General features: G+C 70.4%; 17 protein-coding genes. 4 read left to right on the forward strand and 13 right to left on the reverse strand.

Going from position 1 to position 24,851, the window contains the following annotated elements; translation table 11 throughout:
- Positions 1-78: 78 nt before the first annotated feature.
- From ACZ7J0_RS04765 to ACZ7J0_RS04775, 3 genes are all read right to left on the reverse strand, one after another.
- Positions 79-993: an ADP-ribosylglycohydrolase family protein gene (locus ACZ7J0_RS04765; RefSeq protein ID WP_470883953.1), complete on the reverse strand. Its 915-nt coding sequence runs from the start codon at positions 991-993 to the stop codon at positions 79-81.
- A gap of 12 nt (positions 994-1,005) precedes the next feature.
- Positions 1,006-1,665 (reverse strand): histidine phosphatase family protein, encoded by a 660-nt coding sequence (locus tag ACZ7J0_RS04770; protein ID WP_470883955.1) that lies wholly within the window; start codon positions 1,663-1,665, stop codon positions 1,006-1,008.
- Positions 1,666-1,784: 119 nt separating this feature from the next.
- Positions 1,785-2,390 (reverse strand): YdbC family protein, encoded by a 606-nt coding sequence (locus ACZ7J0_RS04775; RefSeq protein ID WP_470883957.1) that lies wholly within the window; start codon positions 2,388-2,390, stop codon positions 1,785-1,787.
- 127 nt (positions 2,391-2,517) lie between these two features.
- Here ACZ7J0_RS04775 and ACZ7J0_RS04780 point away from each other — a divergent pair, with 127 nt between their 5' ends.
- Entirely contained in the window at positions 2,518-3,048 is a 531-nt protein-coding gene (locus tag ACZ7J0_RS04780; protein ID WP_470883958.1) for a TerD family protein, read from the forward strand.
- Between the two features lie 181 nt (positions 3,049-3,229).
- Here ACZ7J0_RS04780 and ACZ7J0_RS04785 read toward each other — a convergent pair whose 3' ends face one another.
- Positions 3,230-6,115, reverse strand: a complete 2,886-nt coding sequence (locus ACZ7J0_RS04785) for a vitamin B12-dependent ribonucleotide reductase (RefSeq protein WP_470883960.1) — start codon at positions 6,113-6,115, stop codon at positions 3,230-3,232.
- 156 nt (positions 6,116-6,271) lie between these two features.
- Complete coding sequence (gene nrdR / locus ACZ7J0_RS04790; RefSeq protein ID WP_470883962.1) at positions 6,272-6,784, reverse strand: transcriptional regulator NrdR; 513 nt, start codon at positions 6,782-6,784, stop codon at positions 6,272-6,274.
- A gap of 475 nt (positions 6,785-7,259) precedes the next feature.
- Between nrdR and lexA the strand changes: the two genes are divergently transcribed.
- Positions 7,260-8,045, forward strand: a complete 786-nt coding sequence (gene lexA / locus ACZ7J0_RS04795; protein ID WP_468704662.1) for a transcriptional repressor LexA — start codon at positions 7,260-7,262, stop codon at positions 8,043-8,045.
- Positions 8,046-8,287: 242 nt separating this feature from the next.
- On the opposite strand, the gene ACZ7J0_RS04800 is transcribed toward lexA, so the two are convergent.
- From ACZ7J0_RS04800 to ACZ7J0_RS04820, 5 genes are all read right to left on the reverse strand, one after another.
- Positions 8,288-10,258 carry an ATP-dependent DNA helicase gene (locus tag ACZ7J0_RS04800; RefSeq protein WP_470883964.1) on the reverse strand — a complete coding sequence of 657 codons (1,971 nt, stop codon included), beginning with the start codon at positions 10,256-10,258 and terminating at the stop codon, positions 8,288-8,290.
- A 37-nt stretch (positions 10,259-10,295) separates the two neighbouring features.
- A complete protein-coding gene (locus tag ACZ7J0_RS04805; protein ID WP_470883966.1) occupies positions 10,296-12,137 on the reverse strand; it encodes an IucA/IucC family protein in 1,842 nt (613 codons plus the stop codon).
- Between the two features lie 88 nt (positions 12,138-12,225).
- On the reverse strand, positions 12,226-12,960 hold the full coding sequence (locus ACZ7J0_RS04810) for a GNAT family N-acetyltransferase (RefSeq protein WP_470883968.1): 735 nt from the start codon (positions 12,958-12,960) through the stop codon (positions 12,226-12,228).
- 42 nt (positions 12,961-13,002) lie between these two features.
- Positions 13,003-14,928: an IucA/IucC family protein gene (locus ACZ7J0_RS04815; RefSeq protein WP_470883970.1), complete on the reverse strand. Its 1,926-nt coding sequence runs from the start codon at positions 14,926-14,928 to the stop codon at positions 13,003-13,005.
- A 52-nt stretch (positions 14,929-14,980) separates the two neighbouring features.
- Entirely contained in the window at positions 14,981-16,372 is a 1,392-nt protein-coding gene (locus ACZ7J0_RS04820) for a diaminobutyrate--2-oxoglutarate transaminase family protein (protein ID WP_470883972.1), read from the reverse strand.
- Positions 16,373-16,735: 363 nt separating this feature from the next.
- Here ACZ7J0_RS04820 and ACZ7J0_RS04825 point away from each other — a divergent pair, with 363 nt between their 5' ends.
- Both ACZ7J0_RS04825 and ACZ7J0_RS04830 read left to right on the forward strand, forming a co-directional pair.
- On the forward strand, positions 16,736-17,911 hold the full coding sequence (locus ACZ7J0_RS04825) for a trypsin-like serine peptidase (RefSeq protein WP_470883974.1): 1,176 nt from the start codon (positions 16,736-16,738) through the stop codon (positions 17,909-17,911).
- A 265-nt stretch (positions 17,912-18,176) separates the two neighbouring features.
- Positions 18,177-19,346 carry a trypsin-like serine peptidase gene (locus ACZ7J0_RS04830; RefSeq protein WP_470883976.1) on the forward strand — a complete coding sequence of 390 codons (1,170 nt, stop codon included), beginning with the start codon at positions 18,177-18,179 and terminating at the stop codon, positions 19,344-19,346.
- 87 nt (positions 19,347-19,433) lie between these two features.
- Here ACZ7J0_RS04830 and hflX read toward each other — a convergent pair whose 3' ends face one another.
- The 3 genes from hflX to ACZ7J0_RS04845 form a co-directional block, all read right to left on the reverse strand.
- Entirely contained in the window at positions 19,434-20,927 is a 1,494-nt protein-coding gene (gene hflX / locus ACZ7J0_RS04835) for a GTPase HflX (protein ID WP_470883978.1), read from the reverse strand.
- Between the two features lie 191 nt (positions 20,928-21,118).
- Positions 21,119-22,618 carry a M1 family metallopeptidase gene (locus ACZ7J0_RS04840; RefSeq protein ID WP_470883980.1) on the reverse strand — a complete coding sequence of 500 codons (1,500 nt, stop codon included), beginning with the start codon at positions 22,616-22,618 and terminating at the stop codon, positions 21,119-21,121.
- Between the two features lie 99 nt (positions 22,619-22,717).
- A complete protein-coding gene (locus ACZ7J0_RS04845) occupies positions 22,718-24,802 on the reverse strand; it encodes a RelA/SpoT family protein (RefSeq protein ID WP_470883982.1) in 2,085 nt (694 codons plus the stop codon).
- Positions 24,803-24,851: the final 49 nt, after the last annotated feature.

The following is a 24,851-nucleotide window of genomic DNA, read 5'->3' on the forward strand; positions in this document are numbered from 1 at the left end:
GCCACGCGCGGCCGCCGGTCCGCGGCTGTGGCAGGACCGTGACACTCGCCGCGCCACCGGCCACGGGGGCCCGAGGGCTCAGTGCGGCGCCTTGGAGGGCAGCCAGCCGGGCAGTTCCTCGGTCTGGGCGAGCCATTCCTCGGGGGGCGCCCCGCCGTCGGCGGCGGCCACCACTCCCCCGGCGATCGCACAGGTGGTGTCGACGTCACCGCCGACCTGCGCGGTCGTCCAGAACGCCCGCTCGAAGTCACCCAACGACCGGGCGGCCGACCAGAGCGCGAACGGCACGGTGTCGTGGGCGCTCGTCCGCCGCCCGCTGCCCAGCACCGCCGCGACGGTGCCCGCGTCGTCGTAGTCCAGCATGTCCCGCGCGCGGCGCAGCCCCGCCCCGACCGCGCTGCGCGGCACCAGGGCGACCACTCCGTCGAGGAGGTCCGCCGGAGTGGGCGGCCCGGCCGGGTCCGCGGCGAGCGCCGCGGCGGCCGCCACCGCCATGGACCCCACCACGGCCTCTCGGTGCTGGTGCGTGGTGTACGAGGAGATCTCGGCCTGGTGTGTGGCCTGCTCCGGATCATCGGCGTACCAGGCGCCGAGGGGAGCGATGCGCATGGCGGAGCCGTTGCCCCAGGAGCCCTGCCCGTTGAAGAGCTCGGCGGCCAGCTCCCGCCAGTCGCCGCCCTCCCTGATCAGCCGGAGCATCCGGTTCACCGCCGGGCCGTAGCCGCGGTCGAAGTCATGGTGCTCGGCGAAGGAACGAGCGAGGGCGTCCTGGTCGATCCGGTGGTGCTCGGCGAGCACACCGAGAACCGAGCAGGCCATCTCGGTGTCGTCGGTCCACTGCCAGGGACCGGGCGGCAGGGCGCGCCGTTTCAGCAGCGGATAGTTCATGGGTACGAAAAATTGGGAGCCCAGGGCGTCTCCCACGGACAGCCCACGGAGGCTGGCCAGGGCGCGTTCGAAGCGCCGGTCGAGAGAGGAGGAGTCAGCGGTCATCGCCCTGCCACTCTATCCGGTGGCGCCGTACGGTTCCGGGGTACGCCATCGTTCGAAGGGCCGGTCGAGCGTGTACCGCCCGTCCTCCCCGAGCAGAAGCATCCTGGTCTCGCCGTTTCCTGGGTTGGACAGCGACTCGAACTCGGCGACCGTCCAGTGGAACCAGCGCATGCAGAACAGCCGCATGGTGAGCCCGTGCGTGACCAGGAGCACGTTCGGCGGATGGTCGGGCGCCTCGAAGCTTCGGTAGAGGCTCTCCAGGAACGCGCCGACCCGGTCGTACACGTCCGCGCCCGACTCTCCCTGCGCGAATCGGTAGAAGAAGTGCCCATAGGCGTCCCGATAGGCCTTCTGCAGGCGCACATCCTCCCGGTCCTGCCAGTTCCCCCAGTCCTGCTCCCGCAGTCGCGGCTCCTCCCTCACCCGCACCAGGTCCGGGTCGAGCCCGAAGGCCTGGAACGTCTCGAGGGTGCGACGGTACGGCGAGACATAGACGCTAACGCGCTCGTCCCCGAACAGCTCCCGCAGCCGGTCCCCCGTCTCCTCCGCCTGCCGGCGCCCCACGCCGGTGAGCCTCAGGGCGTGGTCGGGCTGCCGTTCGTACACCGTGTCATCGGCATTGCCCTCGGACTCTCCGTGCCGGACGAGGACGATGCGCCGCGGTCGTGCCATGCGTCGACCCTAGTTGCGAGCCCCGGCGCGGGCTCGGCCGAGGGGGCGTCCGGAGTCCGTCCGGGGCCCATCCGGCGTATCCGGCCCCAGAAGGGCCGCCCCCGCGCCGGATCGCGGAATCACACAGTCCAGGACGGTTCGAGCGCGACGACGTCGCCGTTCAGCGCCGCCACATCGGCTTCGATCTGGGCCCGCAGGGCGAGGCGTTCCACACGCTCGGCTCGGTACTTGCCGTGCTCGGCGGCCGACCGCCACATGGACAGCACCAGGAACTCGTGTCCCGGGGCCTCCCCGAACACCCCACGCAGCATCCCGGGCGAACCGGCCATCGCCGGATTCCACACCTTCTCCTGCATCAGCGCGAAGTGCTCGACCCGCTCCTTGTGGATCCTGCAGTGGGCCACCCGGACCACGTCGGCGTCCGTGAAGCGGGGCTCGAAGCCCGTTTTCACATCGAAGCGGTGATCGAAGAGCTTGACCTGGATGTCCTTGTAGGTGCCCGCCTGCGCGGCGGCCAGCCGATCGTGCGAGCGCGCCATGAACGAGTCGTAGAACGCCCTGCTCTCCCAGAAGGCGAAGATGTGGGCCACTTCGGGCCGTCCCCTGCTCCACCCTCCGCCCTGTCCCCGGAATCCCGGCTCACCCAGCAGCCCCGCCCACTTCCGCTGCCCCCGCTCGAACCCCCGACGGTCCACCACGGTGCAGCGAATCCACTTGACCAGCACCGCGCCATCGTACGGCCCCGGACACCGGCCGCGGTCGCGCTCCGCAGGAGTGCACCCGCATGACACCATGAACAACGTTCCCGTCCACGCGGGGAGTTGACGGTCCGTAATGAGAGAGGGGATTCCGGTGAGCGGTCTCAACAAGGGGGTCGGCAAGGTCGAGGTGACGCTCAAGTGGGACCCCAGCCCCCTCGGTGAACCGGCGCACGATCTGGACATCGTCGCCGGGGTCTACACGGCGGACGACCCGTACGGGGTCCCCGCGTACCTCGTGCACTTCGACAGCAGGTCTCCGGACGGCACGATCACCCTCAACCGCGAGAGCAGTACGGGACAGGGCTTCGGCTTCGACGAGGCGATGACGCTGGAGCTGGACCGCCTTGCCGGCCTCTACACGCGCGTGGTCGTGGGCGTGGCCATACAGCAGGGCGGCGGCCGCCGGACGTTCGGCGACATCTCCAACGCCGGCGTCCGCGTCCGCGAGGGCTACACGGTCCTGTCCGACGACGGCTTCGCCGCGCTCTCCGGGTTCACCGCGGCGACGGTGGCGGAGTTCGTACGCGCCGGAACGGGCAGCTGGGAGTACCGCCCCCTGTTCCGCGGCTACGACACGGACCCGCAGTCCTTCGCGGCGCTCATGGGAGCGGCCCGCTCCTGAACCAGCGCCGCGCACGCCGGAAGAAGCGCCGCGCACACCAACAGCCGCACGCCGGAAGAAGCGCCCGCACACCAGAACAGCCGCGCGCTGTGTGCAGCGCCGTACACGCCGAAGGAGGCGGAGCCGACATGTCGACTCCGCCTCCCCGGCCGTTCACCTCACGCCCTGACGGCGCCCGGTATCAGCTGCAACCGCTGGTCGAGCCGCAGCCCTCGCAGATGTAGCAGGAGCCGGCCCGCTGCATCTTCGTACCGCACGAGAAGCACAGCGGCGCGTCCGCGCTGATGCCGAGCTGCATCTCCACGAGCTCCGCCGAGGTGTGCGCCTGCTTCGGGGCCGGAACCTCGATCTTGGGCGTGGCGACGACCTGCGGGATCTCCTGCTGGCGCGGAGCCGACTGGGCGAGGCCCTCGACGTCCATGTCCTCGTCGGACTGCTCGTACGAGCCGGTCTCCAGGTGGCGCTGACGCTCCTCCGCCGAGTGGATACCGAGCGCCGAGCGCGTCTCGAACGGCAGGAAGTCCAGCGCCAGGCGGCGGAAGATGTAGTCGACGATCGACTGCGCCATCCGCACGTCCGGGTCGTCCGTCATACCGGCCGGCTCGAAGCGCATGTTGGTGAACTTCGAGACGTAGGTCTCCAGCGGAACGCCGTACTGCAGACCGACGGAGACGGCGATGGAGAAGGCGTCCATCATGCCCGCGAGCGTCGAGCCCTGCTTGGACATCTTCAGGAAGACCTCGCCGAGACCGTCGTCCGGGTAGGAGTTGGCGGTCATGTACCCCTCGGCGCCACCGACCGTGAAGGAGGTGGTGATCCCCGGGCGGCCCTTCGGGAGGCGCTTGCGGACCGGGCGGTACTCGACGACCTTCTCCACCGCGGCGCGGATGGTCTCCTCGGCCTTCGCGGTGACCTCGGCCTTCTCCGTCTCCTTCTTCTTGGCGGAGAGCGGCTGGCCGACCTTGCAGTTGTCGCGGTAGATGGCGAGCGCCTTGACGCCCATCTTCCACGCCTCGAAGTAGACCTCCTCGACGTCCTCGACCGTGGCGGTCTCGGGGAGGTTCACGGTCTTGGAGAGCGCGCCGGAGATCCACGGCTGGATGGCCGCCATCATCCGGACGTGACCCATCGCGGAGATGGAACGCTCGCCCATCGCGCAGTCGAAGACCTCGTAGTGCTCGGTCTTGAGACCGGGGGCGTCGATCACATTGCCGTGATCGGCGATGTGGGCGACGATCGCCTCGATCTGCTCCTCCTGGTAGCCCAGGCGGCGCAGGGCCTGCGGGACGGTGCCGTTGACGATCTGCATCGAGCCGCCGCCGACGAGCTTCTTGAACTTGACCAGGGCGAGGTCGGGCTCGAGGCCGGTGGTGTCGCAGGACATCGCGAGACCGATGGTGCCGGTGGGGGCGATGACCGACGCCTGGGCGTTGCGGAAGCCGTTCTTGGCGCCGAGGCGGACGACGTCCTGCCAGGCCTCCGTGGCGGCGGCCCAGATCGGCGAGTCCAGGTCGTCCATGCGGACGGCCGTGGCGTTGGCGTCGGCGTGCTGCTTCATGACCCGCTGGTGCGGCTCGGCGTTGCGGGCGTAGCCGTCGTACGGGCCGACGACCGCGGCGAGCTCGGCGGAGCGCTTGTACGAGGTGCCCGTCATCAGCGAGGTGATGGCGCCGGCGAGCGCGCGGCCGCCGTCGGAGTCGTAGGCGTGGCCGGTCGCCATCAGCAGGGCGCCGAGGTTGGCGTAGCCGATGCCGAGCTGGCGGAAGGCGCGGGTGTTCTCACCGATCTTCTCGGTGGGGAAGTCCGCGAAGCAGATGGAGATGTCCATCGCGGTGATGACCAGCTCGACGACCTTGGCGAAGCGCTCGGACTCGAAGGACTGCTTGCCCTTGCCGTCGTCCTTGAGGAACTTCATCAGGTTCAGCGAGGCGAGGTTGCACGAGGTGTTGTCCAGGTGCATGTACTCGCTGCACGGGTTCGAGCCGTTGATCCGGCCGGACTCGGGGCAGGTGTGCCAGCGGTTGATCGTGTCGTCGTACTGGATGCCCGGGTCGGCGCAGGCCCAGGCGGCCTCGGCCATCTTGCGGAACAGCGACTTGGCCTCGACCTCCTCGATGACCTCACCGGTCATCCGGGCGCGCAGGCCGAACTTGCCGCCGGACTCCACTGCCTTCATGAACTCGTCGTTCACGCGGACGGAGTTGTTGGCGTTCTGGTACTGGACGGACGTGATGTCGTCGCCGCCCAGGTCCATGTCGAAGCCCGCGTCGCGCAGGGCGCGGATCTTCTCCTCCTCCTTGACCTTGGTCTCGATGAAGTCCTCGATGTCGGGGTGGTCGACGTCGAGGATGACCATCTTGGCCGCGCGGCGGGTGGCGCCGCCCGACTTGATCGTTCCCGCGGACGCGTCGGCGCCCCGCATGAACGAGACCGGGCCGGAGGCGTTGCCGCCGGAGGAGAGCAGTTCCTTGGAGGAGCGGATGCGGGAGAGGTTCAGGCCGGCACCGGAGCCGCCCTTGAAGATCATGCCCTCTTCCTTGTACCAGTCGAGGATCGACTCCATGGAGTCGTCGACGGACAGGATGAAGCAGGCGGAGACCTGCTGCGGCTGGGGCGTGCCGACGTTGAACCACACCGGCGAGTTGAAGCTGAAGATCTGGTGCAGGAGGGCGTACGCCAGCTCGTGCTCGAAGATCTCGGCGTCGGCGGGCGAGGCGAAGTAGCTGTAGTCCTCGCCGGCCTTGCGGTAGGTCTTCACGATCCGGTCGATGAGCTGCTTCAGACCGGTCTCGCGCTGCGGGGTGCCGACGGCCCCGCGGAAGTACTTGCTGGTGACGATGTTGACCGCGTTCACCGACCAGAAGTCGGGGAACTCGACGCCACGCTGCTCGAAGTTGACCGAGCCGTCGCGCCAGTTGGTCATGACGACGTCACGACGCTCCCAGACCACCTCGTCGTACGGATGCACGCCGGGCGTGGTGTGGATGCGCTCGATACGCAGACCCTTGGTCGACTTGGTCCCCTTGGCGCGGGAACCTCGTGCCGGGCCGCTCGCCGTCTCTGTCATGCCGCCTCCCATATACGGGCAAAAACACCCTGAAGTGCCCAAAACTTCCCAGGCACGCTCTCTGTTCTGATGCCGGGAACGCCACGCACGGCGCTCTCGACAGGTCTTGTGCCGCTCGACGGCCGATCTCCGGGCTGCCTGCGCCCGGCCCGTCGGTCAGTCGGCGGCGGTGGCGGGAACGGGGACCTCACGGGTCACGCCGTTCCCGCGTTCCTCAGCGGGAGGCCGCCCGGCGCGGAGCTCCGCGATGGCGGCCTCGAAGTCTTCGAGTGAATCGAACGCCCGGTACACGGACGCGAAGCGCAGGTACGCGACGAGGTCGAGTTCCCGCAGGGGGCCGAGTATGGCCAGCCCGACGTCATGGGTGGTCAGCTCGGCGCTGCCGGTGGCGCGCACCGCCTCCTCGACCCGCTGGCCGAGCTGGGCGAGGGCGTCCTCGGTGACCGGCCGTCCCTGGCACGCCTTGCGCACGCCGGAGATGACCTTGGTACGACTGAAGGGTTCCGTCACGCCACTGCGCTTGATGACCATCAGCGAGGCGGTCTCCACCGTGGTGAAACGGCGGGAGCAGTCGGGGCACTGGCGGCGGCGTCGGATCGACGTTCCGTCGTCGGTGGTGCGACTGTCGACGACGCGGCTGTCGGGATGCCTGCAGAAGGGACAGTGCATGGCTTCCGACCCCTCCTTCACAGCACGACTGAATAGCCTCGACAGGCCCGTCAAGACCCCCCGAAGCAGCCCCAAGCATAGGCGATGGCCAAGGCCTTGGCCGACCGGGGACCACAACTTCTGGGTGGCGGGATCAATCCAACCACTAGATCTGGGGTTGGGCCGCCGTTCGGGCACGTCGCGCGTGTCGCGGCGCGGCTCGCCCGGGAGACCGGCCACGAGAGTACGGGACGCGCGCGCCGCCTCCACTCCGGGGCCCGCGGGTGCCAGACTGGAAGCGCACCCCGCTCGTGCCGCGCCGCCGCCGACCGGTACCGTCATGGACCGAATTCCAAAGGATCCGGAGCGCATATACACCCAGCCGAACACACGCGTAAGACAATCTGCGATTTTTCACTCGAACGTGTGTTTGGCGCAACCTTTCGAAAGCTACTACCGTTGTCGAGCTAGGGAGAACATCTCGAGAGGGGCCGACGTGACCACTACCGCAGACAGTGCCATCATCACTGCACAGGACCGCTCCCAGAGCCGACTCGAGCCGGTGCATGCCATGAATGACGCAGCCACGAACCCGGAGGGTCCCAAGCCCACGCGCTCGCTGCCCGGCCGACCTCCAGGCATCCGGGCGGACAGCTCCGGCCTCACGGACCGGCAGCGGAGGGTCATCGAAGTCATCCGGGACTCCGTCCAGCGGCGGGGCTACCCGCCGTCGATGCGGGAGATCGGCCAGGCGGTGGGGCTGTCCAGCACGTCGTCGGTCGCCCACCAGCTGATGGCTCTCGAGCGCAAGGGCTTCCTGCGCCGCGACCCCCACCGCCCCCGGGCGTACGAGGTCCGGGGCTCGGACCAGCCCAGCGCGCAGCCCACGGACACGACCGGCAAGCCCGCCGCGTCGTACGTCCCGCTGGTCGGCCGGATCGCGGCCGGTGGCCCGATCCTCGCCGAGGAGTCGGTGGAGGACGTCTTTCCGCTCCCCCGCCAGCTGGTCGGTGACGGCGAGCTCTTCGTACTGAAGGTCGTCGGCGACTCGATGATCGAGGCAGCCATCTGCGACGGCGACTGGGTCACCGTGCGTCGCCAGCCGGTCGCGGAGAACGGCGACATCGTGGCCGCGATGCTGGACGGCGAAGCCACGGTCAAGCGTTTCAAGCGGGAGGACGGCCATGTCTGGCTCCTCCCGCACAATGCGGCTTACCAGCCGATCCCCGGTGACGAGGCGACGATCCTCGGCAAGGTGGTAGCGGTACTGCGGCGGGTGTGACCCCACCCCGTCGGCCCTGACCGGGCCCCGGGACCCACTGCGCCGGTCCCGGGGCCCTGCATTTTCTTGGTTCGGATTTCTTGGTTCAGCGGCTGCTTTCCGTTCTCCACAAGCAGCTCAGCCCCTCAGCGGCCGTCGACCGTACAGACGGCCACGCAGGCGACGGGCATGCAGACAGGGGTGCCGGTGCCTTTCAGCACCGGCACCCCTGTCTGATTTCTTTTCCCGGCCTACTCCTCCGGTTACTTCCCGTCCGCCTTCGCCTTGGCGTCGATCGCGGCCAGCGAGCGGCGCACCTGATCGCGGTCCGTGGTGTACCAGAAGTCGGGCATCGAAGCCCTCAGGAAGCTGCCGTACCGCGCATTGGCGAGCCGGGGATCGAGGACGGCTACCACCCCTCGGTCGCCGGTCGCCCGCACCAGACGACCCGCTCCCTGGGCCATGAGCAGAGCCGCATGGGTCGCCGCGACGGCCATGAAGCCATTGCCGCCGGCTTCCTCGACCGCCTTCTGGCGGGCGCTCATCAGCGGATCGTCGGGCCGGGGGAACGGAATCCGATCCATGATCACGAGCTGGCAATTCGGGCCCGGCACATCGACGCCCTGCCACAGGGAGAGCGTGCCGAAGAGGCAGGTCTCCGGGTCATCGGCGAATTTCTTGATCAGTTCGCCCAGCGTGTCCTCGCCCTGGAGCAGGATCGGCTTGTCCAGCCGCCCGCGCAGCTCCTCGGCGGCGGCCTGTGCGCCCCGCATGGAGGAGAACAGACCGAGCGTCCGCCCACCGGCCGCCTCCACCAGTTCGGCCAGCTCGTCCATCATGTCGCCGCGGCTCCCCTCCCTGCCTGGGGTCGTCAGATGGCGGGCGACATAGAGAATTCCCTGCTTGGGATAGTCGAACGGGGAACCGACGTCGATCCCCTTCCACACCGGCACGTCATCGCCGGCGGTGCCCTCCGGAGCGAGGCCGAGGGAAGCTCCGACACCGTTGAAATCGCCGCCGAGCTTGAGCGTGGCCGAGGTGAGAACCACCGAACGCTCGGCGAACAACTTCTCCCGCAGCAGCCCGGACACGGACAGCGGGGCGACCCGGAGGGAAGCGCCGAAACGGTCATGGCGCTCGTACCAGACGACGTCGTACTCGGAGCCGTTGCAGATGCGCTCCGCCACGCCGTGGATGGACTCCACGGAGGCCAGCGCCTGCTTGCGTACGGCGTCCTCGTCCTGGACCGACTTGTCCCGGGTGGAACCGAGGGCCGAGATGACATTGCGGGACGCGTCGCGCAGCGCCATGAGGGCGTAGCCGAGGTCCTCGGGGACTTCTTCCAGCCTGCCCGGCAGGGCCAGCTCCATCAGCCGCTCGAAGCCCTCGGCGGCGGTCTGAAGCTCATCGGCGACCTTCTCGTTGACCAGCTTCGCGGCACGGCGGACCGCGCGGTTGACCTGGCCCGGGGTGAGCTCGCCAGTGGCGACGCCGGTGACCCGGGAGACGAGCTCATGAGCCTCGTCGATGATCAGCACCTCGTGCTGAGGCAGGACCGGGGCGCCCTCGATGGCGTCGATGGCGAGCAGCGCGTGGTTGGTCACCACGACGTCGGCGAGCTTGGCACGCTCCCTCGCGGCCTCGGCGAAGCACTCCGCGCCGTACGCGCACTTGCTCGCCCCCAGGCACTCCCGGGAGGAGACGGAGACCTGCGACCAGGCACGGTCGGAGACACCGGGGCTGAGATCGTCCCGGTCTCCCGTCTCGGTCTCGTCGGCCCAGTCCCGCATCCGCAGCAGGTCCTGCCCGAGCTTGCTGGTGGGCGCGGCCGCCTCGAACGGGTCGAAGAGGCCCTCCTCCTCGTCCTGGGGCACGCCCTCGTGAAGCCGGTGCAGGCACAGATAGTTCGACCGCCCCTTGAGCATCGCGAACTCCGGGCGGCGGCGCAGCTGCGGGTGCAGCGACTCGACCGTGCGCGGCAGGTCTCGCTCGACCAGCTGTCGCTGGAGCGCCAGGGTGGCCGTGGCGACGACCACACGCTCCCCGTGCGCGAGCGCCGGCACCAGATAGCCGAGGGACTTTCCGGTGCCGGTGCCGGCCTGGACGAGGAGGTGGGAACCGTCGTCGATGGCCGCGGCGACGGCCTCGGCCATGGTGACCTGGCCAGGCCGTTCCACACCGCCGACGGCGGCGACTGCGGCGTGGAGGAGCTCGGGGAGGGATGGCTTCGTCATAGCCCGACCAGCCTACGGTGCGCCACTGACACTCCGATCACGCCAGCGGATTGGGGACCGTGCCGTGGACGGCCGCGTGAGGTCGCTGGGGGCGGTCACGGTAGCCGTCCAGATGCAGACGGTTGCGGTTGAGACAGAGCCGCTCGATGCGGGGCGTGAGCAGGTCGAACATCTCGAAGCGGTCCTTGAGCTCGGGGAACCGGGCCAGGTAGCGAAGGATCTCGGCGCGCACGAGAGCCCAGAAATCCTCTTCCGGGACGCCCAGTTGGTCCTCGCAGAGCGGCGCCAGGTACCGGAAGACGCCGACGAAGAGCCCGGAGTGGATGAACTGCGTCAGGAAGCCGGGCTCCTCGGTGAGCAGCACGGCCCGTACATCGTCGGGCATGGCGTCGTGCTCGGGCAGCGACCGCGCGCTGACGTTCACGTCGTCGACGAAGTCCTTGATCGCCATCCGTACCGGGACGTCCTGGTCGTCGTAGACCACGACGGCGTTCTCGCCGTGCGGGGAGAAGACGGTCCCGTAGCGGTAGAGGAAGTGCAGCAGGGGCGGCAGCAGCGCGGCGAAGAGACGCTGGAGCCATGCGGTGGGCGCCAGCCCGGAGCGGTCGACGAGCTCGGCGGTGAAGGCCCTGCCCTGCGGATCGGTGTGAAGGAGCGAGGCGAGGGTGCGGGCGCGCTCGCCCGGGGGGAGCCGCAGCGGCTCGCGCCAGATCGCGCCGAGCAGTTCCTTGTACTGGTACGGGACCTCGGGAAGCCGGTCGTAGAGCGGGTGCTCGACGGCGACGGAGGCGACCTCGCCGAGCAGGATCACGCCGCACTCGTCGCGCAGGAACGGATCGGCGTCACGCAGTCCGTGGACCCAGGACGTGACGGCGGGTGCGGCGAGGGTGCGCTCTGTCGGAAGGCCGCGCCAGACCAGCGTGTTGAGAACCGAGAGGGGCAGCTTGACGGTGTGCCGGTCGGGCCTGCTGGTGTTGACGAAGGTGCGGATGGACTGCTGCGGCAGCCGGAGGTCCCCGTCGCTGGACAGCGGAACGATGGCGCCGCGTGCGACGGCGGGCGCGTAGAGCGGAAGCAGGATCTCCTCCCACTGCCAGGGATGGACGGGCAGCAGGAGATATGTGTCGGGGGCGAGCCCCCGGGCGCGCAGCGCGGCGTGGAAGGCCTCGCGTACGGCGGGGTCGAGTTCTCGCTCGTAGAGCTGCTCGGGGGTGGCGAGGCCGGCGACGCCCCGGTAGTCGGCGAGCTCGGTGCTGACAGCGATCCACGGGAGGCGGGCGGGGCGGCGGGCTTCGGGGGCCCAGCGTGCTGTGTCGGCGGGGGAGAAACCGATGCGGCCCTTGTTGAGGACGATCCACGGGTGGCCGGTCTGGTGGCCTTCGAGCTCCGCGTATCCGAGGTCGGCCAGCTGCGCGGCGCTCAGGGCCGTGTGGTCGAGGTGGGCGTCGGCGGCCAGTGTGAGGGTGAGCTCGCGCAGGAGATGGCCGAGCGTGGCGCCGTCGAGCGCGAGGAGGCGGCGCGCGCGGACCAGGAAGTCCAGCGGGTCGGTGTAGGGCAGGCCGTCGCGGGCGACGGAGTCGGCGTCGACGCGCCAGCTGCCGTAGGCGCCGCGGCGGGCGGTGAAGGTGAGGACCGAGTCGTCGTCCAGTGCGAGGGCGTAGTGGCGGCGGCCCGCCTCCCCGGTCTCGCTTGCGCCCGGGTGCTGGGGGCGGGGCTCGATGATCTCCTCGTACGCGAACTCCCCGAGGGCCTTAGCGAGGAGGCGGGCGGCCGCCCTGTTCCAGTCGGCCGGGTTCAGTTCGGGCGGGGCCGGCAGAGGCGGCTCGGCGTGCTCAGCGGCCTGGTCGGCGGAGTCAGGGACGGCAGGGGACTTCGGCACAGGGATTGACTCCTCGGGATGGAACCGATGCGGGTCGAGCGGTGTATGGAAAGCAGAGGGTCGTTCACAGGGTGTGTCGCAGGAGGTGTCACAGGACGTGTCGCAGAGCGCGGTCACGGACCATGAGGGCGGCTCGCTTGTCGGGGAGGTCGACTTCCGCGGAGAAGCGGAATCCGGCGCTCAGGAATGCTGAGACGGAGGGGGTGTTGCGCAGGTCCGGTTCGGCGATGACGCGGGTGCAGCGCGGCCGGTTGTCGAGGACGAGGTCAGCGACGGCTTTGAGCAGGGTCGTGCCGACGCCGCGGCCCCGGTCGACGACTCCGCCGATGAGGAGGTGGATGCCGGTGTCGTGGGGACGCGCCGGATAGTGCCGGGCGAGAGGGTCGAGATCGGCCCGGTAGATCTCGAAGTAGCTCATGGGGACGCCCTCGAGCACGCCGAGACAGGGAACGCTGCGTCCGTCGCCGTCGAGTTGGGTGCGCAGATGGCCGGCGGTGACCGCCGGGGGGCCGTCGAGCTCCCAGAAGGCCGCGACGGCGGGGTCGTTCATCCAGCGGCTGACCAGCGGCAGATCACGTTCGACGCGTACGGGGACGAGTTGGAAGGGGCCGAGGGAGGTGGTGACCGGGCCCCACTCGGGGAGGTTGTCGAGGAGATGCCGGTCGGCCTCGTCGGAGCCGACCGGGGCGCCCGCGCTCCCGCCCGCCTCGAACAGTGCGATGAGTTCATCGGGCAGCCGTAGGTCCAGGGTGTCCTCGCCGCACCCGTCGGCGTGGGGCGGCGGGCTGGATCCGGTCTCGGTGCTCGCATCGGTGGGAGGCACGGTGGCGCTCTCCTCTCAGCAGTTCGGGCGGGTCGTGTTCTTTCAGGCGTGGAGGGGGTTGGCGATGGTGACGTAGACCGACTGGGTGTCGACCGGGCCGACGAGTTCGTCGAGGCCGTGGAGGCGGGTGAGGAGGTTGGCCTTGCAGCGCAGGGCCTTGGTGTCGAGGAGGTGCCGCGGCAGGGGCGAGCCGAGGGCGGTTGCCGAGGCGAGGAACTGCCGCAGGGCGGCGAGCAGGACGCGTTCGTCGGCGAGCCGCTGCGCTCCGAAGGCGCCGATCAGCCCGAGGACGTTGTTGATGCCGAGGTAGTAGGCGAAGCGCTCGTCGGTGACCTCGTCGGAGACGAAGGTGTCGCTCGCGGTGCCGATGCCGGGGAGGCGCTTCTCCAGGGCGGCGCGGTGGGACTCCCTGAAGTAGTAGCCCTGGTTGTCGCGGTAGCGGCCGCCCGTGGGCCAGCCGTCGGCGTCGAGGAGCACCAGGGTGTTCTGCTGGTGGGCTTCGAGGGCGATGCCGGCGGTGCCGTCCAGCCAGAGGATCGGGCGCACGACCTGGTCGAGATAGCGCAGGAACCACTCGGCGGAGACGGCTCCGGTGGGCCGGCCGGTGCGGGCGGCGAGGCGGGCCACGGTCTCGGCGAGCCGGGAGCGCATCACGGGGCTGCCGGGCCAGGGCCGGGGCGCTGTGAGTCCGGCGATGCAGACGGCGTCGTCGGAGGGCCCGAAGGGGTTGTGCCGGAGCATGACGTCGAGGCCGGGGACCGGTTCCCCCTCGGGGGTGTCGACGGCGAGCCATGCGGGGTCGCGGACGATGTCGAAACCCGGGTGGGCGGACTGCCACTGCTCGGCGAGGCCGGTGCGGAGCAGCCGGTGCACCTCGACGCCGCGGTGGAGCTCCTTGCGGAGGTTCTCCCGGCGCGAGTTGGTGATGCGCACGCCGAGCGAGAGCTTGAGCATCGCGGGCGCGCCGGGCCGGTGCACCGTACGGACGGAGGAGGTGGGGTGCCAGGGGTCGCCGTACGGCCCGAGGTCATGGACGAGGCCGGCGTCGAGGAGGGCGGCGACGGCGGGGCGGTGCCGCAGTTCGCGGGCCTGCCAGGGGTGCAGCGGCAGGGCGACGGTGTTGTCCGGGAGTCGCAGGCCGTCGGCGAAGCGGGCGGTGAGCTGTTCCGCGGGCAGCGGGCGACCCTGCTCGGTCCAGGCCGACTCGGTGGCCAGGACGGATCGGTCGACGGCCGTCCAGTGCAGCGGAAAGGAGCCGTACAGCTCGGGTGAGTAGATGCGCGCTTCGGCGTCCGAGAGGCCTTCACGGCTCTTGGGGGTCGGGTGCAGGGGGTGCCCGAGCAGCAGTGACTGCTCGGCGGTGAGGAAGAGGTCCGCGTCCGGGGCGGGAGCGGGGTTCAGGCGACGGTCGGCGATGAAGTCGGCGGTGCGACGGGCCGAGTCGGCGACCCGGGCGACGAGTTCGGTTCCCTCGGGGCGGCCGGACTCGCGTCCGATGAGGGCGGCGACGGTCACGGCGTCGGCCGGCGGGGCGCCCTGCGGCGCGCCTTCCAGGGCGGGGGGCCCGAAGCGGTGCCAGCCGGTCGGCGACCAGTGGAGGACGGGGACGAGGAGGGCGGTACCGCTGGCGTCGAGGGGAACGCGGAGGGTGTGGCCGGTCGGGGCGGCGAGGTCGTTCTCCCGGACCCAGCAGCGGAGCAGGCTCTCGGTGGCCGCGATGTCGGCGGCCCTCGCCGGGTCCGGATGATCGAGGGGGTCGGCCTCCTGGGGGTGCCGGCTCTCGTCGCGTCCTGACGGGCGGGCGCTCGGGGGCGCGGGCGGACGCGGGGCGTCGTGCGGGCCCGAGTGCTGGCGAGGAACGGTCGCCGACTCGACGCCGAGCGGGCCGAGCGGGCCGTGGGGACCTTCGGCGCCGGCCGTGGGGCGGTCGTCGGCGTCGGGGGCCTGGGAGGCGGAGGTGGGATTCACGGGGGACTTCCTTGCTGATGGTGTCCGGGTGGGGTCCGGGCGGGTCCGGGGTTCAGTGGGACGGTCCGGTGGCGTGTCGATGGGGGCGAGGGGTGCGCTCGGCGGCCGCCAGGGCGTCGGCGAAGCGGTCGAGGACGGCCGCGACCTGTTCGTCGGTGACGGTGAGGGGAGGGAGGAGGCGTACGACTCCTGAGTGACGGCCGCCGAGTTCGACGATCAGGCCGCGGTCGAGGCACTCGCGCTGCACGGCCGCCGCGAGGGCGGGGTCGGTCGGCGGGGTGAGGGAGTCGGGGGCGGCGGCGTCCGGGTCGACGATCTCCACACCGATCATGAGCCCCCGGCCGCGTACGTCGCCGATGCAGGAGTGGGCGGCGGCGAGGCCCTGGAGCTGGCCCAGCATCCGTGCGCCGAGGGTGGCCGCGCGGTCGGCGAGCCCGTTCTCGCGGACGTAGGCGAGAGTGGCCGCCCCCGCGGCCATGGCCAGCTGGTTGCCGCGGAAGGTGCCCGCGTGGGCGCCGGGCCGCCAGACGTCCAGTTCGGAGCGGTAGACGATGACGGCCAGGGGAAGGGAGCCGCCGATGGCCTTGGAGAGGACCATGACGTCGGGGACGACACCGCTGTGTTCGACGGCCCAGAAGGTTCCGGTGCGGCCGACGCCGGTCTGTACCTCGTCGGCGATCAGCGGAATCGAGCGGGCGGCGGTGAGTTCCCGCATCCTGCGCATCCAGGCGTCGGGCGCGGGGATGACGCCGCCCTCGCCCTGGACGGGCTCGACGATCATGCCGGCGGGGGTGGTCACTCCGCCCTTGGGATCGTCGAGGAGGCTCTCGGTCCAGCGGGCGGCGAGTTCGGCGCCGCGCTCGCCTCCGATGCCGAACGGGCAGCGGTAGTTCTGGGGATAGGGCAGCCGGGTGACCCGTACGTCCGTGGCGCCGCCCGAGGCGTCGAGCGCACCGGCCGTCATCCCGTGATAGGCGCCGGTGAAGGCGAGCATCCCGCTGCGGCCGGTGGCCGTGCGGACCAGCTTCAGGGCGGCCTCGACGGCGTCGGTGCCTGCCGGGCCGCAGAACTGGATGCGGGCGTCGTCCGCCAGTTGCCGGGGCAGGGTGCGGAACAGCTCAGTGGTGAAGGCGTCCTTGACCGGGGTGGCGAGATCGAGGACATGCAGGGGGGCGCCCGAGTCGAGGACCTTCCTGATGGCTTCGAGGACCACGGGGTGGTTGTGCCCGAGGGCGAGGGTGCCCGCTCCGGACAGGCAGTCGAGGTAGCGCCGGCCGTCAGCCCCTTCGATGGTCAGCCCCCGCGCCCGTACCGGCACGATCGGGAGCGAGCGCGCGTAGGTGCGGGCCGCTGATTCCCGGAGCGACTGGCGGCGCAGGATGCCTTCGTGCGCTGACGTCGTCGCGGCGGGCGGTGCCACCGGAGCTGGTTCGGTCACGGCCACGGCTTGGTGTCCTCCCGCTGTAGACCCGTTGTAGACAGGTGCGTTCGCCCCGCTGTGACGGATGCGCCGTCAGTGACGGCTGCTCCGCACATCGGTGTGCCATCCCGGCCGCGGGCGCGGCGGGGCATGACGGTGCCCTTGCTGTCCCCCGTACGTACCAACGACGGCACGCGCCCCGGATCACGGGCCGATCGAAGATCGTTCAGTGGCCCGGATCACGGCTCGGCCTCGCCCGGAACCGCGGCCCTGCCGCACGCCGTCCCCTTCCTCACCGGCATAGTGGGGGCCGCACTCCGGTGCCGAAGGTCAGAAGTTCCATGTTCACAAGTGCATTTGAAGACGTAGTCCCAGGGGGATCACCACATGCGACCCATTCGTCCGCTGCTCGCCGCAGCCTCCCTCGCCGCGGCGCTGGCGCTGACGGCCACTGCCTGCGGCCCGAGTGAGGACACGGCGACAGACAAGCCCAGCGCGCCCGCGAGCCAGTCCTCCGACGGCACGATCAAGATTCCGGACGATCTGAAGGACCGTCTGAAGAAGCACGGGATCGATCTGGACAAGTGGCGGAACGGCGAGTGGAAGAACTGGGACAAGGAGAAGTGGCTCCGTGAGGCCAAGGACTATGTGAACCCGATCATCGAGGACCTCTGGGACCCGGACCGGATGCGGGATGCCGAGCAGCCCGACAAGCCGGTCGAGGAGGAGGACATCTCCGGTGACGACGGCATCACGGACCCCACGCCCAGCCCGGTGGCCGCGAAGAGCGCGAAGACCCCGTACCACGCCAACGCGGCCGAGGCCGGGAAGGTGTTCTTCGACGGCCCCGAGGGCTCGATGGTGTGCTCGGCGACCGTGGTGAAGGACCCGGCGCATCCCGGCAAGTCCAACATGGTCTGGACCGCCGGTCACTGTGTGCACGCCGGTAAGAACGGTGGCTGGTACCGGAACATCGCCTTCGTACCGTCGTACAACAACGGCGGGAGGCCGACCTCGGAGCTGCAGAGGGCCACGCGCGAGCAGATCGCTCCGTACGGCGTGTGGTGGGGCGACTGGGCGCAGACGTCGGCACAGTGGATCTCCCAGGGCGCCTCGACCGGTGGCCAGGGCGCGCCCTATGACTTCGCGGTCATCCATGTGACCCTGGAGAAGGGCGGCAACGGCAAGTCGCTGGAGGAGACGGTCGGTTCGGCCCTTCCGGTCGAGTTCAACGCCCCGGCGGTGCCGAAGATCGCGAACATCAGGGCGACGGGCTACCCGGCTGCGCCGCCGTACGACGGCCAGAAGCTGTTCCAGTGCCAGGACAAGCCGGGCCGGCTGTCAGTCAAGGCGAAGCAGCCGACGATGTACCGCATCGGCTGCACCATGACCGGTGGTTCGTCCGGCGGCGGCTGGGTCGCCAAGGGCCGGGACGGCAAGCCGGCACTGGTCTCGAACACGTCGATCGGTCCGGTGACGGCCGGCTGGCTGGCCGGTCCGCGACTGGGCGTGGAGGCCAAGGGCATCTACGACGAGGTCAGCAAGAAGTACGCGGACCGCTAGGCGCGTTGGGGCGCGGGCTGACCGCGCCGATCGTCCGGCGGGTCCACGGTGAGCGCGCCGCGGACCCGCCGGCCCGCGGTCGGTCCCCCACGCACGGCAGCCGCACGCACGGCATAAAGTGTCTCCGCAGCTGCGGGACGGTTCGTTCGAAGACCGTCTCGCCGCGTGACACGTTCATGGCAAGTTTTTGCAGCAGAGCGGTGTGCACGGCGTGATGCCGTACGACTCCGCCGGACATCCAAGCACTTCAGGGGGAATCGTTCTCATGCGATCCATACGTCCCATGCCGGCCCTCGTCGGCCTGGCCGCGGCCCTCGCGCTGACGGCCACGGCCTGCGGCCCGACCGAGGACGCCGCCGCCGACAAGCCGGCCGCCTCCAGCCCCGCCGCCGAGCAGAGCGGCGCGCAGGACGGCGGCGGGCTTCCCACGGACCTGGCCGACAAGCTCAAGAAGCACGGCGTCGACCCGGACAAGTGGAAGAACGGCGAGTGGAAGAACTGGGACAAGGAGAAGTGGCTCCGTGAGGCCTCGGACTTCGTCAACCCGGTGATCGAGGGGCTCTGGGACCCCGAGCGCATGAAGACGGCGCAGAGCCCGGACCAGACGATCGCGGCCACCTCCGGCACCACCGGCACCACCGATCCCACGCCGCGGCCGGTCCGGGCGCAGCGGGAGAAGACTCCCTACACCCGCAACGCGGCCCCCGTCGGCAAGGTCTTCTTCGACTCGCCCAAGGGTTCGATGGTCTGCTCGGCCACCGTGGTGAAGGACCCCCGCAGGCCCGGCAAGTCCAACATGGTGTGGACGGCCGGTCACTGCGTGCACGCCGGTCAGCGGGGCGGCTGGTACCGCAACATCGCCTTCGTCCCGGCGTACAACAACCTCGGCAAGTCGCCGGCCGCGCTGCAGAACGCCAAGCAGCACGAGATCGCGCCGTACGGCACGTACTGGGCCGACTGGGCCGTGACGTCCGGTGACTGGATCAACAAGGGCGGCACCAACAGCGCCTGGGCATACGACTACGCCGTCCTGCACGTGAAGCCCGAGCGGGGCGGCAAGTCGCTGGAGGAGACCGTCGGCGTCGCCCTGCCGGTCGACTTCTCCGCCCCCGCGGCCCGTCAGGTGAACGCGATGGGCGCCTGGGGCTACCCGGCCGCCCCGCCGTACAACGGTCTGATCATGCACAAGTGCGTGGACCGGCCCGGTCGTCTGTCCGTGGCGCCGAACATGCCGACGCTGTACCGCATCGGCTGCACCATGACCGGTGGCTCGTCCGGCGGCGGCTGGTTCCGCACGATGCCGAACGGCAAGCTGGCGCTGGTGTCGAACACCTCGATCGGCCCGGCGGGCGGCAACGGCTGGCTCGCCGGCCCGCAGTTGGGGCAGAGCGCCAAGCAGGCCCACGAGATGGTGAGCAAGAAGTTCGCCAAGTAGGCACGCGCCGCACGGACAAATGAACCGAAGGCCCGCTCCCTCGCGACGAGGGGGCGGGCCTTCGGCCTTGGCGTGTGACGGAAGACGTCAGTGCGCGGCGGGGACGTACGGTGCGAGGAGGGCGGCGAGCTCCTCGTGCACCCGTGCCTTGATCAGCGTGCCCTCCGCCGTGTGCTCCTCGGAGATCACCTCGCCCTCGGCGTGCACCCGGGAGACGAGCCCGCCCTGGGTGTACGGCACGAGCGCCTCGATCTCCACCTTCGGCCGCGGCAGTTCGTCGTCGATCAGCGCGAGCAGCTCCCGCATGCCCTCGCCGGTCCGCGCCGACACCGCGATGGAGTGCCGCTCGGCCCGCAGCAGCCGCTGCAGGACGAGAGGGTCCGCCGCGTCCGCCTTGTTGATCACCACGACCTCCGGCACGTTCACCGCGCCGACGTCACGGAACACCTCGCGCACGGCGGCGAGCTGCTCCTCCGGAGCCGGATGCGACCCGTCCACGACGTGCAGGATCAGATCGGAGTCACCGACCTCCTCCATGGTGGAGCGGAACGCCTCGACGAGGTGGTGCGGCAGATGCCGTACGAATCCGACCGTGTCGGCCAGCGTGTAGAGCCGGCCGCTGGGCGTCTCGGCCCGGCGCACGGTCGGGTCGAGGGTGGCGAACAGCGCGTTCTCCACGAGCACGCCCGCGCCCGTCAGCCGGTTCAGCAGGGACGACTTTCCGGCGTTGGTGTAACCGGCGATGGCCACCGACGGCACCTTGTTGCGCCGGCGCTCCTGCCGCTTGATGTCACGGCCGGTCTTCATCTCCGCGATTTCCCGGCGCATCTTCGCCATCTTCTCGCGGATCCGTCGCCGGTCCGTCTCGATCTTGGTCTCACCGGGACCACGGGTGGCCATGCCACCACCGCCGCCGCCACCCATCTGACGGGAGAGCGACTGACCCCAGCCTCGCAGTCGCGGCAGCATGTACTGCATCTGCGCGAGCGCGACCTGCGCCTTGCCCTCTCGGGACTTGGCGTGCTGGGCGAAGATGTCGAGGATCAGTGCGGTCCTGTCGACCACCTTGACCTTGACGACATCCTCGAGATGGATGAGCTGGCCAGGGCTGAGCTCACCGTCGCACACGACGGTGTCGGCCCCGGTCTCGAGCACGATGTCACGCAGTTCGTTGGCCTTGCCCGAGCCGATGTACGTCGCCGGGTCGGGCTTGTCACGGCGCTGGATCACGCCGTCGAGCACCAGCGCACCCGCCGTCTCGGCGAGTGCCGCCAGCTCCGCGAGGGAGTTCTCCGCGTCCTGCACCGTCCCCGTGGTCCAGACACCGACCAGCACGACGCGCTCCAGGCGCAGCTGTCGGTACTCGACCTCGGTGACGTCCTCGAGCTCGGTGGAGAGGCCTGCCACACGCCGAAGCGCAGCGCGCTCGGAGCGGTCGAACTGATCGCCGTCCCGGTCCCCGTCGATCTCGTGGCTCCAGGCGACGTCCTCTTCCATCAGGGCATCGGCCCGAAGGCTCTCGGTGCGGTTGGTGTCCGCGAAGCTCTGCTCGTCCTGGGAAGGGGAAGAAGAGGAGGTCATTGGATCCTTACGTCGAAGAGAGAGGTTCGTTACGTCAGTCACAACGCGTTACCACCGGGGATGATTCCCGCTGGGCCCGTCCGACATTCCGTACCTTCGGTGAGGCCCGGCCGCGCCGCCGACCTGTTGATGGTGACACGGTACGCCCGGGCCCGTCACCCGGGTTTCCGGGGCGCCCGTCACCCGGGTTTTCAGGGCTTCGAGCGCTTCGCCGCCCGGTCCCTGCTCCAGTCGGCGTGGCCCGGCATGGCGGGCGTCTTCTTCGCGTACAGCCAGCCCGCGAAGAACGCCGTCAGATCTCGGCCCGCGATCCGTGAGGCGAGGGCCGTGAAGTCGGCCGTGGTCGCCGTACCGTCGCGGTGTTCGGTCACCCAGCGTCGCTCCAGCGTTTCGAAGGCGTCCTTTCCGATCTCCTGGCGCAGCGCGTAGAGGACCAGGGCGCTGCCGTCGTAGACCACCGGCCGGAAGAGGCTGATCTTCTGGCCCGGTGCGGGCGGTTCGGGGGCCGCCGGGGGGCCGCCCGCCGCGCGCCAGCCGTCCGACGCCGCGTACGCCTCACGCATCCGGCGCTCCACGGGCCGCTTCGCCTTTTCCTCCGCGTACAGCGCCTCGTACCAGCTGGCGTGCCCCTCGTTCAGCCAGAGATCGGACCAGTTCCGGGGGGAGACGCTGTTGCCGAACCACTGGTGGGCGAGTTCATGGACCATGACCGCTTCGACGTACCACTGCGGGAAATCCGTCCGCGTGAACAGGGACCGCTCGAAGAGCGAGAGGGTCTGCGTCTCCAGCTCGAAGCCGGTCGACGCGTCGGCGACGAGCACCCCGTACGTCTCGAAGGGATAGGGCCCGATCTTGCCCTCCATCCACTTCAGATGGTCCGGGGTCCGCTTGAGCCACGGCTCCATGGCGGCCCGGTCCGCGGTCCGCACCACGTCCCTTACGGGCAGCCCGTGCGGGCCCTCGCGGTGGACGACCGTGGAGCGGCCGATGGAGACCTGGGCGAGCTCGGTGGCCATGAGGTGGACCGTGCGGTACTCCCAGGTGGTGGCGGCGCCGGCGGACCGCGTCCGTGCGACGGGGAGCCCGTTGGCGACGACCGTCAGGTCCTTCGGCGCGGTGACGCGGAAGGTGAAGAAGGCCTTGTCGGCGGGGTGGTCGTTGCTCGGGAAGACCCGGTGTGCCGCGTCGGCCTGGTTGGCCATGGCGAGCCCGTCGGTGGTCCGCACCCAGCCGCCGCTGTCCTGGGGCCCGGAGGGGTCGCTGGTGTGCTCGACGGTGATGTGCAGGGAGTCACCGACCTCGACCGCGTCGGAGGGGGTGACGACCAGGTCCTCGCCGCTGGTCACGAACGCGGCCTTGTGCCCGTTGACCTCCACGGAGCGGACCTTGCCATGGGTGAAGTCGAGGTTGACGCGGTCCAGCTGCCCGGTCGCCACCGCTTCGATCCTGGTCACGGCGTCGAGCGGGGCGCTGTTGTCGCCCTGGTAGGTGAGGGAGATGTCGTACGTCTGGACGTCGTAGCCGGGGTTGCCCAGATGCGGGAAGAGCGGGTCGCCGATGCCCAGGGGCGCGGGGGCCGGCAGGGCGGCGGCGACGAGACCGGCCGAGGCTGCGACCAGTACGGCGGCGCGCAGGCGCCGCGGCGTACGGCGGGCGACGGGGCGGGAGGGGTGGCGACGGGAGAGCAGCATGGTGCAACGGCTATCAGTGCCCCGCCCCGCATCTGTGCCGACGCGCTCCGTTCCCACCCGAAGGGGTCACGGAGGGGCATGCCGGAAGCCGCCGCGCGCTCAGCCGTTCGCCGCCGGGTGCTGGGCGCGGGTCACGTCGTACACCCCGGGTACATCGCGCATCGCCCTGATCAGCGCGGGCAGTTCGGCGGCGTCGGCGAGTTGCAGCGTGTAGGTGTGGCGTACGCGCTGTTCCAGGGGCGGCTCGACAGTGGCCGAGACGACGGCCGCGCCCGCGATGGCGATGGCCTCCGTGAGATCGGCGAGGAGCCGGGGCCGTCCGAAGGACTCCGCGACGAGGGTGACCCGGCACTCCGCGGCGGCGCCCCAGCGGACACCGACCGGTTCACGGCCGAGCGACTTCATCCGGGCGACGCCGGAACAGCCTTCCCGGTGCACGGTGACCGTGCGGCCGCGTACGGCGAAGCCGGTGATCGCGTCGGGCGGTACGGGGGTGCAGCAGCCCGCGAGCCGCACGGTGGCGTCCGGGAGGTCGGCGACGGCTCCCGGGGCGGCGCGGCGGCCGGCTGTGACGGTGGCGGGTGGCCGGGGGGCGGCCGCCGGAGCCTTGGCGCCCTCGGGATGGGTGGCGAGCCAGCGTGTGATGGCGATGCGGGCGGTGGGCGTACGGGCATGGTCCAGCCAGTCGGGCGAGGGACCGGAGGTGGCGTCCTGGGCGAGCAGCAGCTGCACGGTGTCTCCGTCGCTGAGAACCGTACTGAGCGTCACCAGGCGGCCGTTGACCCTGGCGCCGACACAGGCGTGAGCGGCCTCGCCGTGCTGTTCGTACGCGGCGTCGACGCAGGTCGCCCCGCCGGGAAGGCCCAGGGTTCCGCCGTCGGAGCAGAAGACGGTGATCTCCCGGTCCTGGGCGAGGTCGTCCCGCAAGGAGGTCCAGAAGGTGTCGGGGTCCGGGGTGGACTGCTGCCAGTCGAGGAGACGGGAGAGCCAGCCGGGACGGGTGGGGTCGACGCGTTCGCCGTCCTCGGTGGGTTCGGCGCCGTCGAGCGGCGCGGCGTAGGGGTTGCCGAGGGCGATGACGCCTGCTTCGGCGACCTTGTGCATCTGGTGCGTACGGATGAGGACTTCGGCGACCGCGCCGTCGGGTGCGGCGACCGCCGTGTGCAGCGACTGGTACAGGTTGAACTTGGGCGCGGCGATGAAGTCCTTGAACTCCGAGATCAGCGGGGTGAAACAGGTGTGCAGCTCTCCGAGGGCCGCATAGCAGTCGGCGTCGTCGGCGACCAGCACGAGGAGCCGGCCGAAGTCGGTGCCGCGGAGGTCGCCGCGCTTGAGTCTGACGCGGTGGACGGACACGAAGTGCCGGGGTCTGACCAGGATTTCGGCACCGATACCGGCTTCGCGCAGCACGGTGGTGATGTTCACGGCGAGTGCCGAGAGGGCCTCCCCGGACGCCGAGTTCTCCGCGATCAGGGCGCGGGTGTTCTCGTACTCCTCGGGGTGCAGGATCGCGAAGACGAGGTCCTCCAGCTCGGTCTTGAGCGCCTGGACGCCGAGCCGTTCGGCGAGCGGGATGAGGACGTCACGGGTGACCTTGGCGATCCGCGCCTGTTTCTCGGGGCGCATCACCCCGAGGGTGCGCATGTTGTGCAGCCGGTCCGCCAGTTTGATCGACATGACGCGGACGTCGTTGCCGGTGGCGACGAGCATCTTCCGGAAGGTCTCGGGTTCGGCGGCGGCGCCGTAATCGACCTTCTCCAGTTTCGTGACGCCGTCGACGAGATAGCAGACCTCGTCGCCGAACTCCTCCCGCACCTGATCCAGGGTCACTTCCGTGTCCTCGACGGTGTCGTGGAGCAGGGAGGCGGTCAGGGTCGTGGTCTCGGCGCCCAGCTCGGCGAGGATCAGGGTGACGGCCAGGGGGTGGGTGATGTACGGCTCGCCGCTCTTGCGGAACTGACCGCGGTGCGAGGACTCCGCGAGGACGTACGCCCGGTGCAGCACGGCGAGATCCGCGTCGGGGTGGTGGGCGCGGTGGGCGTCGGCGACATGACCGATGGCATCCGGGAGCCGGTCGCGCGCGGTGGGTCCGAGCAGTGCGGCACGGCCCAGCCTGCGAAGGTCGATCCTCGGGCGGCCGCGCCTGCGGCTCGGCGCATCGGGGTTGGTGGCCTCTGCGCTCATGGGGCACCTCCGGCGGGGTCGACCGGCGGTGGGCGGGCAAGGCGTGCCC

The sequence above is a fragment of the Streptomyces sp. NPDC038280 genome (genome assembly GCF_055600045.1).

Coding starts and splice junctions, on each gene's coding strand:
- ACZ7J0_RS04845 (WP_470883982.1), bottom strand. CDS start 24,802: ATGAGCGCAGAGGCCACCAACCCCGATGCGCCGAGCCGCAGGCGCGGC.
- ACZ7J0_RS04785 (WP_470883960.1), bottom strand. CDS start 6,115: ATGACAGAGACGGCGAGCGGCCCGGCACGAGGTTCCCGCGCCAAGGGG.
- hflX (WP_470883978.1), bottom strand. CDS start 20,927: ATGACCTCCTCTTCTTCCCCTTCCCAGGACGAGCAGAGCTTCGCGGAC.
- ACZ7J0_RS04830 (WP_470883976.1), top strand. CDS start 18,177: ATGCGATCCATACGTCCCATGCCGGCCCTCGTCGGCCTGGCCGCGGCC.
- ACZ7J0_RS04825 (WP_470883974.1), top strand. CDS start 16,736: ATGCGACCCATTCGTCCGCTGCTCGCCGCAGCCTCCCTCGCCGCGGCG.
- ACZ7J0_RS04770 (WP_470883955.1), bottom strand. CDS start 1,665: ATGGCACGACCGCGGCGCATCGTCCTCGTCCGGCACGGAGAGTCCGAG.
- ACZ7J0_RS04800 (WP_470883964.1), bottom strand. CDS start 10,258: ATGACGAAGCCATCCCTCCCCGAGCTCCTCCACGCCGCAGTCGCCGCC.
- ACZ7J0_RS04765 (WP_470883953.1), bottom strand. CDS start 993: ATGACCGCTGACTCCTCCTCTCTCGACCGGCGCTTCGAACGCGCCCTG.
- nrdR (WP_470883962.1), bottom strand. CDS start 6,784: ATGCACTGTCCCTTCTGCAGGCATCCCGACAGCCGCGTCGTCGACAGT.
- ACZ7J0_RS04840 (WP_470883980.1), bottom strand. CDS start 22,618: ATGCTGCTCTCCCGTCGCCACCCCTCCCGCCCCGTCGCCCGCCGTACG.